Here is a 10,080-nt window from a genome sequence, read left to right on the forward strand (position 1 = left end):
CCTGTCAGAGGGTCTTGAGGCAGTCGATGGTGAGGACGATCTCCGCGCGGCGCCCGGCCGCGGTGTGCTCCTCGTCGGCCTGGGCCCAGCCGAACGTGTGGGCGGCGGCGGCCGGGCGGGCCCGGTCGACGGCGCCTCCCAGGCTCGGGTCCGATCGGACGGTGGCCACGACCAGGTCGGCGATCGTGCGGGCCCGGGTGAGGACGGTGAGCTGGTCGTCGCCGCCGCGGTAGCAGTCGACGGTGACGGTGATCGGGTAGTCCTCGCGCAGCCACTGCGGGCCGCCGGATCCGACGGTGGCTGCCGGGGCGTAGGTCTGGTGGATGTCGCCGATGTAGACGATGTCCTGCGGCTGGTAGGGGCCGGGCTCGCCCAGGCAGATCAGCAGGCCGTCGGCGGCCGGGTCCGCGGGGATGTTGGCCTGCAGGCCGGTGAGCAGCCAGGTGAGCGCCGGGATGATGGAGGAGGCGGGGATGTCCCCGATGGGCGTGGTCATCAGGCGATCCCCGGGCCGCGCGCTTCGGGTTTCCACAGCTCCAGGACCCTGGAGGGCAGCGCGAAGCCCTGCGGGACCAGGTTGCCGCCGTCGGCGTCGAGCATGCCGCCGCCGATCCGCGGGCGCCCGCCGCCCTGCTGGGTCATCGACCACAGGTGCCGGATCAGCTCCAGCGCCCCCAGCCGCAGCGCGCCCGGCGAGACGCCGGCGCGTCCGGCCGTGTAGACGACGCGCACGTTCTTGATCCCGCCGGGGAAGCGCACGGCGCCGCCGGTGGCTCGTCGGGTGATCTGTCCGGTGTCGAGGTCGTAGGTGTAGCCGTAGGCGTCCGTGGAGGTGCCCAGCGGCTGGTAGGTGAGGTTCCAGGTCGACGCCGAGACGTACTCGGTCACGGACTGGATCGAAACGACCGGCTGCCAGTCCAGGGTGATCGTCTGGGTGCCGCCGTCGTGCCACTCGGTGTGCTGCTCGGGCAGGATCGGCCCGACCCGGTCCCGGGCGAGGTCGGCGGCAGCGAGGATGAAGCCCTGGAGTTCGGCGTCCGCCGACGTGTTCGCGGCGGGGATGTTGAGGTGGGCCTTCACTCCGGCGAGGTCCACCAGCTGCTCGATGCCGGTGGGCCGCACCGTGAACTGGTCCTCGGTGGCCCACGCGGTGCTGGTGCCGGTGGCGGTCCAGCGCACCAGCCACACCCCGGCGACCGCGACCGTGGGCACCAGCGCGGCGTAGGCGCCCGCCGAGCCGGTAACGACCGGGGTGGTGACGGTGCCGGTGGGGTCGGTCACCGTGACCTGCACGGCGAGCGTGCCAGTGGCGGGCTGGCCCGCGTCGGTGAGCGGGGCCGCGGTCAGCTGCACGTCCTGGCCGATGAAGTAGAGCAGGCTCACCGGTGGCCTCCCGTCAGCTGGCCAGCACCCGGGGCACGAACGCGCTGGCGGCGGGGCTGGCGATCGTACCCGGCGCGGTCCCGGCCAGCGTGCTGCCGCTGTTGCTGGTCAGCAGCTTGTCGGCAGCCGTGTAGCCGACGACGCCGCCGGTCAGCGTCGCCAGGCCCAGGATGCTCGGAGGCGTTGCGGCCTTGACCATGAGGGCGGCGTAGTAGATGCCGTTACGCACGATCTGCTGCTGTGCGGACATCGGGAGCGTCACCGCAGTGTTCGCGGCCCAGGCGGCACTTCCCTGGTCGACGGACTGGGCGAGGAACTGCGGGGTGGCGGAGTCGTCGAACAGCGCGAACCACCAGTTCGTCGGCGAGGCCGCCGCCACCGACCCGGAGTGGAACGTCAGCGAGCTGACGAGGTCGCCGGCGTACAGCGGCAGCGCGGTGGCGAGCATCACGCCAGAGGTGAGCGCGGCCGAGTCGGCCAGCACCTGCATCCGGCCGAAGTTCTCCCGTGACAGCCCGGCGGGCATCCCGGCCAGCAGCCACGCCGGGTTCTTGGGGCCGTAGCGGCCGTTCACCAGCGGCATCAGGCCACCGCCCCACCCGCCGCGGCGCCGTCCACCGGGGCTGCCGGTGCCAGAGGTGCGTCGGCGACCGGAGCGGCCGCAGCGGCCTTGGCGGGCACCTTCTTCCCGGCCTGCGCCGCTGCGGGCTGGTCGGTGTCCAGGGCGGCGCGCGCCGCCCTGGCGTCGATGGACACCTGGGCGGCGGCCATGTCCTGCTGCTGGTCGGCCAGGTCGATCGCCTGTCCCTCCAACTGCTCGGCGCGGGTGACCAGTGCCTGGCGCACCCGGGTCAGCTCCGCCTCGACCTCGGTGACGCGGTCCTTGGCGTAGGTCGTGCAGTGCTGCCATTCGGCCCGCAGCGCGCCGAGCTCGGTGATGAGCTTGTGCGGCATCCCCGACTCCGTTCTCTCGCAAGGGGGATGGGCCGCCGCCGCGCGGTGGGCGGCGGCCCGGGTTCAGGGGACGGCTCAGAAACCGGCCGGCGCGACCAGGCCGGTGCCGCCGACGACCGAGATCGTCTCGGGGCGCCGGTTGGGCATGAACGCGCAGTAGTTGAACAGCTGGAAGCGGACCTGCAGCGTGCCGCTCAGGACTTCCTGCAGGGCGCGGGTGCGCATGTTGCCCTCCCACAGGAACAGGTCGGAGGTGCGCATCGCGACCACCGCGTCCTGGTTGGTGCCCGCGCCCAGGTTGGAGGGGATGTTGCCGTCCGCGAGGATCGGCAGGTTCAGCACCCGGCCGACCGGGCCTTCCACGTCGCCGCCGGTCTGCAGGGCCAGCGGGTTGAACGGCGCGTTGGTCTCGGGCACCAGCAGCGGCCGGCCGTTGGCGTCCAGCTGGGAGGCGCCCCAGTACCAGCGGGCCGGCGCCATGAACACTGCGGTCGGCGGCATCTTGCGGGACCTGGCCGACTGCGAGATGCCCTGCATGAGCGGGGTGTAGAGCTTGGGCAGCGTCGGGCTGGCGTCGGTGTAGCTGACCGAGTTGGAACCGGACACATTGAGGACGCCGAGCAGCTGGCCGCTGGCACCCGAGCCGCTCCAGCACTGCGTGTCCAGGCGCTGGTTGTAGTCGGCCATGAGGTCCGCGAAGATGATCTCATCGAAGGACCCCGGGGACTGGTCCAGGAGCTGGATCGCGACGTCCTGCTGGCCGGCGATGGTGCGCACCGGAGCGGACACGTAGGTGTCCGTCAGGTCCTGGGAGGTGACCGCGGCGGCGTCCGCCGACTGCACGCCAGTTGCGGTCCCGGTGGCGATCTTCGGCACGTTGATGGAGTCGGTTCCGCCGGGCAGGGTGAGGTTGCGGACGCTGTTGGCCAGGACCCGGCCGTAGCGCGGCAGGTCGATGTACTGGTCGATCAGCCACTCCGGCGGCACGAAGTATCCGCCCTGCCCGTCCGTGCGGTTGGGGTTGGTGCGGCGCTCGAAGGTCGAGCCCACGGGCAGGCCCCGCATCTCCTCCTCCGCCTTGGCCCGGCGGCGCGCGTCCCGCTTGGGCAGTTCGACGTCCATCTCCCGTGCGTGCTGCTGGAGCCGGGAGCGGGCCTGCGAGTCGGACAGGATCTGGGCCTTGGCGAAGTCCTGGAAGTAGGACTGCCCGTTGCCGCGTTCGTAGGTGCGCGGCTCGCGGGTGACCTCCGCGCGCGGTATGTAGCGCTTGGCGACCTCGGCAGCCTGGTCGTCGCGCACGAGCTGCTCGTCCAGCTCGGCGATGCGGGCGTCCAGCTCGCGTACCTCGCCCTCCAGGCGCTCGAAGGTGTCGCGCTCTTCGGCGTGCAGGTCGCGCTTCTCGGCGGTCGGTGCGGTCAGGACGGCGTCGAGCTCGCTCTTGCGCTCGGCACGCCGCGCCTGCAGCACCGCGATGAACTCACGGGACATGCGGGGTCCTTGTCTTCAGTGGGGTGATGGCGTGCCGGCGACCCGGGCATCCGGGGGCGAGTGGCAGGCGCGGGGAGGTCACAGGGCCAGCGCGCGGGCGCGGGCCTCATGCAGCGCGAGCGCCGCAGCTTCCGGTGCGGGCGGCGCGTTGAACTCGGCGGCCAGACGCTCGAACACGGCACGGCGCTCGGCGGTGGACAGGCGCTGGAGCTGGCCGGAGACGTCGCGCGCGTTCAGCTGCATCTGGGCGCCGGCGGTGTTCGGGTTCGCTCCGAAGTTGACGACACTCACGTCTCCCCGGTCCAGGTCGACCTCCAGGATGTCGCGCTGGTCGAAGTCGGGAGACCAGGCCTGGCGGGTCACCCAGAACCCGAACGACATCTGGTCCACGTCGCCCCTGTTCATCGCCGAGCGCAGGTCCTGCACCAGCGAGCTGGCCGGGTCCAGGGCGGCCTCCACGTGCAGGCCGGTGCTGTCCTCGGCCAGCTGCATCGTTCCGGACGCGGTCCTCGCGAGCGTCAGGCCGCCGTGGTTGATCAGGAACGGCACATCGGCGCCGGCCGCGAGGGTCTGCCGGAACGCGCCGGAGCGCACGACCTCGGTGTAGGGGCCGGCCCAGTCCTCCATCGCGTACGGCGTCTCGGTGACGGAGGCGTAGCCGCTGAACACAAGCTGGTCGCCGCCGGTGCCGTCCGGGGCGGAGCGCAGCTGGACGTCCGTGAACGGGCGTGTGCGGCGCTGGAGTTCGGTGGGCTGGGTGCTGCGGGCGGACAGGTCCATCACGGCTCCTCGCTCTCGTCGGGTGCGGGCGGCGGCGGGGCGCCGGGATCGGCCGGCCCGGTGGTGCCCGACTGGGCGGAGTTCAGTGGGGCGTTGATGTCGTCGCCGCCCTCGACCGGCGGGAGGTTCTCCCGGGCGCGCGCCTCGTTCTGGGTGAGCACGCCGGCGGTGCGGGCCTGCACGTAGTAGGCGAACCGCCCGGCGGTGTCGGTCTTGAGCAGCCCGGCGGTGTCGAACACGGCGGATGTGCCGCGCGGGAGCATCGCGGTCCAGGCGTCCTCGAAGATGCCCGTCCAGTCGTCCAGGGTGTAGGTCAGGAAACCGAGGCCCTGCTGCTCGATCCCGGTCCCCCAGCTGGTGGTGCGGTCGACCTGGCCGAGCATGTGCGGCGGCACGCCGAAGAGCATCGCCATGTCGAGGTTCTGGCCCGCCTTGGTCTGTAGGAACTGCGCGTCGTCGGGGCTGATGCTGATCGGGGTCCACTTGGCGCCGCCGCTCAGCACGCCGATCGCGTGCGCGTTGCGCATCCCGGTGTGGCTCGCCTCGAAGCCCTCCTTGATGCGGCGGGCACCCTGCTTGTCGAGGTCCGCGTCCACCGTGATCACGCCGGACAGGTGCGCGCCCTGCGCGAAGAACCTTGCGCCGAACTCCTGGGCGGCCACGCCCAGTCCGATCGACTGGCGGGCATAGGCGATCGGTGACATGCCCACCGGCGAGCCGGCCATCGACATGCCGGTCAGGTGCAGCATGTCGACGGCGTCGACCGTCTTGCGGTTGACCTGGTAGGTGCGGGCGCCGGTGTCGTCCACGTCGACCTTGACCACGTCCGGGTTGAGGACGGCCAGCCGCGAGGGCCGGAACAGCCAGTCCCGGGCGGTGACCAGTGCGAACCCGTTGCCGCGCAGCAGCACCGACACGGCGAGCTGCTTGATACCACCGCGCCTCGACAGCCACCGCACATCGTTCTGTCCGCCGAACGGGTCGCTGACGATCGTCGGCTGGACGGGGAGCGGGACCGTGATCCCGCCCTGTGGGCGCATCGCGGCCAGCGGCAGGCCGGCGACGCGGGTCGAGATGATCCTGACGCACGACCACACCGCCGACAGCTGCAGCGCTGTCTCCTCGTTGACCGGCACCCCGGAGGCCGACGGCAGGGCCAACGAACCGTTCGTCGGGATCGAGGAGTCGCCGAACTGCTGGATGGTGCGGCGCTCGGCCGCCCGTCGGATCAGGCTCACCCGTCCACCGCCAGACCGGCCAGCAGCAGCGCGGCGCCGGCCACGACCAGCCCGGCCGGCACGCACCAGCACCAGGCCGCTGCGTCCAGCAGCACCAGGCCGGCCGCCTCCAGCAGATCGGACACGAGCCGTCGGGAGATGCGGGCCACGGCCACCACCTCCCTACAGGTCGTTCCAGTTCCAGAACATCGGCTCGGGCTGCGGCTCGGGCTCCTGGCAGGCCCGTTCCAGGGCCATCACCGCGCTGACCGCCAGGTCGATCTTGCGGGGGCTGTTGCGGGCGTCCTTAGACAGCCGCGAACCCCTGGAGTCGGTGCGGATCGCGCAGTTGGCGATGTGCCGGGCCAGCCGAGGGTCACCCGAGTGCGTGAGTGCCCGGTTCATCACGGCCTCGTAGAAGCGGGTGGTGGCCGGGATCATCCGGGCCGGGGACTGTGGGAACTCCACGACGGGCAGGCCCTCTTCGTCCAGCACGGCGTAGGTGCGGCCCCACCGGTAGGGGTCGCAGTCGATCTCGCGCACGTTCCAGCGGCGGCAGGCCTGCCTCAGGGCGTCCTCGACCTCCAGGATCGGCACTGTCCAGTCCTGGCCGGCCTGCGGCGGGCGCTCCCAGGCGGCGACGACGTCGATGTGCGGCACCGGCGTGCACGACACGGCGGTGATCGCCGTGCTGTCTCCGTTGAACGAGCCGTCGAACCCGACGCACACCTCCGTGCCGTCGGGGATCGGGCCCGGTGCGGCGCACGCGTCCCAGGCCCCGGCGGGCAGCCACGCGGTGGCGGTGTTGACCCACTGGTTGAGCCGCTTGGTGCGGAACTCGGCCTCGGGGGTGCGCTTCACCGCGCTGGCGAAGTCCTCGGGGTCGATCAGGTCCCCGTAGGCGGGGTTGGCGATCCGCCAGGTCTCCTCCAGCCGGTGGTCCGCCGCGTCCGGGGCGCCCCACCAGGCCATGAAGAAGCTGGGGTCGGTCTCCTCGCCGGCGGCCAGGCGCTGGCCGTACTGGAACAGCTGGTAGCAGATCGAGTCCAGGCCCCGGGTGTCGGTCTTGACCCCCGCGGTGGTGATGGCGATCAGCAGCGGGTCGATCCGCGCGCCGGCCGCCAGCGCCATGACGTTCCACAAGTCCGGGTTGGGCTGGACGTGCAGCTCATCGAAGATCACCCGGGTCGGAGACAGTCCCTCCTTGGTGAACGCCTCAGCGCTCAAGCAGCGGTAGACGCTGCCGGTGCCGACGACCTCCAGCACGTCCTTGTACGGCTTGATCGCCTCGGACAGGTCCGGGGAGGCGTCGACCATTCGCTTGGCGTCGCCGAAAACGATCCGGGCCTGCTCCTTGTCACCAGCGCAGGAGTAGACCTCGGCGCCCTCGCACTCGAAGAGGCCGTCGAGCGCCAGGCCCGCGCCTAGGCCGCTCTTGCCGTTCTTGCGGGGCTCGCCGATCAGCGCCATGCGGTGCCGGCGGCGGCCGTCCGCGCGACGGGCGAAGAGGTGCGCGAGGAGGGTCTGCTGCCAGTCCCGCAGCGTCAGCGGCGAGCCGGATGGCCCGGCGAACGAGTCCTTCGTGACCGTGCACAGCGTCTCGATGAACTCGACCACTTGGGCGCCGTCGCCGCGCCGCACGTCCCCGGCCGGGACCGGGGTGAGGAAGCGGGGCGGCCAGCTACTCGGCGCCGGCCGCCCGCGCTTGGCGCCGCGCGATGAGCGCGTCGAGCTTGCTGGCACGCTTCACCTCCGCGTAGCCGAGCCGGGCCCGGTCGGTCGGGGTGAAGCCGCACAGCGACTCCCACTTGGTCATCTGCGCCTCCAGGGCGCGGATCTGGGCGAGCAGCGGGTGCGCGCGGGTCTGGCCCATCGAGCCGGGCACCATGTAGCCGTCGGCGGCGACCTGGTCGCGCATCGCCTCGCGCTCGTCGTGCGCCTCGCACAGCCGGGTCAGGACGTCCAGGTCGGTGGCAGGGCTCAGCCACGCCTGGCCCGAGGTCCACAGCCGATCCCAAGCGGCGCGGCCGGTCTCGCCCAGCGTCGGGGGTGGCGGCGGCAGGTGCGCGACGGCGGCGAGCTGTACGACCGGCTCGGGCAGCGGCCGGCCGCCCGGGTTGCCGGTGCGGCGCTTGCGTTCTGTGGGGGTCGGCGGTCGACCAGCGGGCATGATCGCCACCCCCGGGAACGGCCGTGATCAAAAAACGGTCCAATTTCGCGTCGGCGTGTGGGGGATGGGGGGCCGGGTCCCTAGACGATCATGATCCGAAGATTTCCTACCCCCCGCCCCAGGCCGGCGCCACCCGGGCGCCGTGACGGTGGGCACCGGGGTCACGAGGCGTGCTTGCGGGCGTTGCACGAGCGGCACAGCACGGCCACGTTCTCCGGGTCGTCGCTGCCACCGCAGGCCTTGGGCACGATGTGATCGGCGGTCAGGTCGCTGGCGTGGTGCGCCGGTATGCCGTGTCCTGGGCACCAGTTGCCCTGGACAGCGCGGTGGCCGGCCACGGCGGCGGCCGCGGTGCGCCGCCAGCGGCTGCCGTAGCCGCGCTGGGTGCTGCTGCCGCGGATCTGCTCCTGGCGGGCCTGCCACGTCGCCTGGCAGGTGTCGCACCTGGACGGGTTGCGGGTCAGGCTGTTGCAGTCGAGGCAGGGTCGGCGCCGGCGCACGAGTCCTCCGTGATGCCGAGGTGCTGGCCGATGCGCTCCAGCAGGGCGAGTGTGGCGAGGTCGGTGATCAGGTCCTGCTCGGAACGCTGCCGATCGCGATCGGATTGGCGGTTCTGGGACAGCAGGATCAACGGTGCGGCGTACGCGGCCTGGGTGCTGAACAGCAGGTTCAGCAGGATGAACGGGTACGGATCCCAGTGGTACAGCAGGGCGGTGACGTTGGCGGTCATCCAGGTGACGACCAGCAGGGTCTGTATCCAGATGAACCGCCAGCTGCCGAAGGCACTGGCTACGCGGTCTGCGGCGCGCTCGCCAAGGGTGAGCTGATCGATCTTCTGTTGCATGGCTCTTCCGGTCTACGGTGGCGTCTGGCCGCTGCACGGGCGGCCTGGAATCGGGAGGGGAAGCTGTGGGGTTCCTGAAGGACGCGAAGGCCGAGTCGATCGGCAAGCAGGCTGCACGGGCGATCGAGGAAGGCCGAAAGGTGTTCGCGTGCCGCGTGAACGAGGGTGGCTGGAACGACTCGTATGCCGGGTCGCTGTCGGGAGTGGCGGAATCGATCGAGGCGGTCGAGGCGCAGGGCTGGCAGCTGGAGCACTCGTCGGCGCTTCCCGGCAAGGGCCAGAACGTGGCCCTGTTCCTGGTGTTCCGCCGGGCAATGCAGCAGCCAGGTTGGGGCATCCCACAGCAGTAGCAACGCGGCACACGGTGGTTGCTGCCTCTGCTGGAACGCCAAGTGCCCCACTGCTGGTAGCAAGTGGGGCACTTGGTCAAGGTCTGGTTTATGTCCGGGCACGCCGGACTTGGGACCAGTGTGGATCACCGGTAGCTGATCGTCAAGAGACGTCAGGGAGGTGATCGAGGATCACGGCCGCGGTCTGGTCGGTGTTCTCGGTCTCGGCCAACAGGTGGTCGATGTGCTGCTTCGCCGCGTCGCTGTCGCCGGCCTTGATGGCCTCGACAGCGGCGGAGAGCTGGTCGAACTCGAACTGTCCCGTCATGGTGTTCATCCTGTCGTAGACGTCGGTGCTTCGTTGTTGATCTGCGAGATCCGCGAGGTGGACAGACCAGGGCGAGCGATGGCCTTGCGCTCGACGCCCCCGGCGATGAGCCGGCGGACCAGCCGGTCACGGCGTGCCTCGGCCTCGGTGACCTCGTCGCGATGCCGTTGGATGTCGGCCATCGCGATGTCGAGCGCGGGCAGGTCCCGTGTGGTCAGCGGGCCGGAGCGGCGCTCGACCCAGTACGACGCGAGGTCGGCGCGGGCCTGGTCGTCCAGCGCGGTCAGATCCTTGTCGTAGCGGCCGGTGACATCGCCGAGGACGATCCGGACCGGTGTGGGGCCGGTGGTGACGGGCTGTTCGATGGTCGGCCGACCGGTGTCCAGTGCGGTGGACAACGTGCCGCGCGCGAACATGTGGGCGTGGCCGTGACGGTTCTGGATCAGCAAGATCAGGTTGGTCTCGCGGAACGTCCACTCGGCGATCACCAACGCCTCGGTGGTCAGCATCCAGCCGGGCATGCCGGCCAGGTCGTGCAGGGTGGCCGCGACGACGTCGCCGGGGCTGTACATGGGTAATCCTCTCGG

General features: G+C 71.3%; 15 protein-coding genes. 1 reads left to right on the plus strand and 14 read right to left on the minus strand.

The features are described 5' to 3' along the window. Positions 1–4 precede the first annotated feature (4 nt). The 12 genes from OG403_RS14540 to OG403_RS14595 all read right to left on the minus strand — a co-directional run bounded on the left by OG403_RS14540 (position 5) and on the right by OG403_RS14595 (position 8,836). Positions 5–496: a hypothetical protein gene (locus tag OG403_RS14540; RefSeq protein WP_329564664.1), complete on the minus strand. Its 492-nt coding sequence runs from the start codon at positions 494–496 to the stop codon at positions 5–7. Next, positions 496–1,383 carry a hypothetical protein gene (locus OG403_RS14545; RefSeq protein WP_329564665.1) on the minus strand — a complete coding sequence of 296 codons (888 nt, stop codon included), beginning with the start codon at positions 1,381–1,383 and terminating at the stop codon, positions 496–498. Before OG403_RS14545 ends, OG403_RS14540 begins: the two co-directional genes overlap by 1 nt. A 13-nt stretch (positions 1,384–1,396) precedes the next feature. Beyond that, positions 1,397–1,966 (minus strand): hypothetical protein, encoded by a 570-nt coding sequence (locus OG403_RS14550; RefSeq protein ID WP_329564666.1) that lies wholly within the window; start codon positions 1,964–1,966, stop codon positions 1,397–1,399. Further along, a complete protein-coding gene (locus tag OG403_RS14555; protein ID WP_329564667.1) occupies positions 1,966–2,337 on the minus strand; it encodes a hypothetical protein in 372 nt (123 codons plus the stop codon). The genes OG403_RS14550 and OG403_RS14555 overlap by 1 nt, the downstream gene beginning before the upstream one ends. 75 nt (positions 2,338–2,412) lie before the next feature. After that, positions 2,413–3,825, minus strand: a complete 1,413-nt coding sequence (locus OG403_RS14560; protein WP_329564668.1) for a phage major capsid protein — start codon at positions 3,823–3,825, stop codon at positions 2,413–2,415. A 78-nt stretch (positions 3,826–3,903) separates the two neighbouring features. Continuing rightward, positions 3,904–4,605, minus strand: coding sequence for an HK97 family phage prohead protease (locus OG403_RS14565; protein WP_329564669.1), 702 nt, complete (start codon positions 4,603–4,605; stop codon positions 3,904–3,906). Further along, a complete protein-coding gene (locus tag OG403_RS14570; protein WP_329564670.1) occupies positions 4,605–5,843 on the minus strand; it encodes a phage portal protein in 1,239 nt (412 codons plus the stop codon). Before OG403_RS14570 ends, OG403_RS14565 begins: the two co-directional genes overlap by 1 nt. After that, the gene (locus OG403_RS14575; RefSeq protein WP_329564671.1) at positions 5,840–5,992 is read right to left on the minus strand and encodes a hypothetical protein; all 153 of its coding nucleotides are present in this window, start codon (positions 5,990–5,992) and stop codon (positions 5,840–5,842) included. Before OG403_RS14575 ends, OG403_RS14570 begins: the two co-directional genes overlap by 4 nt. Before the next feature lie 13 nt (positions 5,993–6,005). Beyond that, complete coding sequence (locus OG403_RS14580; RefSeq protein ID WP_329564672.1) at positions 6,006–7,565, minus strand: terminase large subunit domain-containing protein; 1,560 nt, start codon at positions 7,563–7,565, stop codon at positions 6,006–6,008. Then, positions 7,504–7,992 carry a phage terminase small subunit P27 family gene (locus OG403_RS14585; protein WP_329564673.1) on the minus strand — a complete coding sequence of 163 codons (489 nt, stop codon included), beginning with the start codon at positions 7,990–7,992 and terminating at the stop codon, positions 7,504–7,506. The genes OG403_RS14580 and OG403_RS14585 overlap by 62 nt, the downstream gene beginning before the upstream one ends. Before the next feature lie 161 nt (positions 7,993–8,153). Further along, the gene (locus tag OG403_RS14590) at positions 8,154–8,492 is read right to left on the minus strand and encodes an HNH endonuclease (RefSeq protein ID WP_329564674.1); all 339 of its coding nucleotides are present in this window, start codon (positions 8,490–8,492) and stop codon (positions 8,154–8,156) included. Next, on the minus strand, positions 8,453–8,836 hold the full coding sequence (locus OG403_RS14595) for a DUF1003 domain-containing protein (protein WP_329564675.1): 384 nt from the start codon (positions 8,834–8,836) through the stop codon (positions 8,453–8,455). The genes OG403_RS14590 and OG403_RS14595 overlap by 40 nt, the downstream gene beginning before the upstream one ends. A gap of 65 nt (positions 8,837–8,901) precedes the next feature. Between OG403_RS14595 and OG403_RS14600 the strand changes: the two genes are divergently transcribed. After that, the gene (locus OG403_RS14600) at positions 8,902–9,186 is read left to right on the plus strand and encodes a hypothetical protein (RefSeq protein WP_329564676.1); all 285 of its coding nucleotides are present in this window, start codon (positions 8,902–8,904) and stop codon (positions 9,184–9,186) included. 142 nt (positions 9,187–9,328) lie between these two features. On the opposite strand, the gene OG403_RS14605 is transcribed toward OG403_RS14600, so the two are convergent. Beyond that, on the minus strand, positions 9,329–9,493 hold the full coding sequence (locus OG403_RS14605) for a hypothetical protein (RefSeq protein WP_329564677.1): 165 nt from the start codon (positions 9,491–9,493) through the stop codon (positions 9,329–9,331). A 5-nt stretch (positions 9,494–9,498) separates the two neighbouring features. Continuing rightward, the gene (locus tag OG403_RS14610; protein WP_329564678.1) at positions 9,499–10,065 is read right to left on the minus strand and encodes a hypothetical protein; all 567 of its coding nucleotides are present in this window, start codon (positions 10,063–10,065) and stop codon (positions 9,499–9,501) included. Positions 10,066–10,080: the final 15 nt, after the last annotated feature.

Origin of the sequence: Kitasatospora sp. NBC_01266 (assembly GCF_036242395.1) — a bacterium.
GTDB lineage: Bacteria > Actinomycetota > Actinomycetes > Streptomycetales > Streptomycetaceae > Kitasatospora.

Excerpts from the sequence above, each read along its gene's own strand:
- OG403_RS14550 (WP_329564666.1), bottom strand. The coding sequence starts at position 1,966 with ATGCCGCTGGTGAACGGCCGCTACGGCCCCAAGAACCCGGCGTGGCTG.
- OG403_RS14605 (WP_329564677.1), bottom strand. The coding sequence starts at position 9,493 with ATGACGGGACAGTTCGAGTTCGACCAGCTCTCCGCCGCTGTCGAGGCC.
- OG403_RS14555 (WP_329564667.1), bottom strand. The coding sequence starts at position 2,337 with ATGCCGCACAAGCTCATCACCGAGCTCGGCGCGCTGCGGGCCGAATGG.
- OG403_RS14540 (WP_329564664.1), bottom strand. The coding sequence starts at position 496 with ATGACCACGCCCATCGGGGACATCCCCGCCTCCTCCATCATCCCGGCG.
- OG403_RS14560 (WP_329564668.1), bottom strand. The coding sequence starts at position 3,825 with ATGTCCCGTGAGTTCATCGCGGTGCTGCAGGCGCGGCGTGCCGAGCGC.
- OG403_RS14610 (WP_329564678.1), bottom strand. The coding sequence starts at position 10,065 with ATGTACAGCCCCGGCGACGTCGTCGCGGCCACCCTGCACGACCTGGCC.
- OG403_RS14595 (WP_329564675.1), bottom strand. The coding sequence starts at position 8,836 with ATGCAACAGAAGATCGATCAGCTCACCCTTGGCGAGCGCGCCGCAGAC.
- OG403_RS14585 (WP_329564673.1), bottom strand. The coding sequence starts at position 7,992 with ATGCCCGCTGGTCGACCGCCGACCCCCACAGAACGCAAGCGCCGCACC.
- OG403_RS14565 (WP_329564669.1), bottom strand. The coding sequence starts at position 4,605 with ATGGACCTGTCCGCCCGCAGCACCCAGCCCACCGAACTCCAGCGCCGC.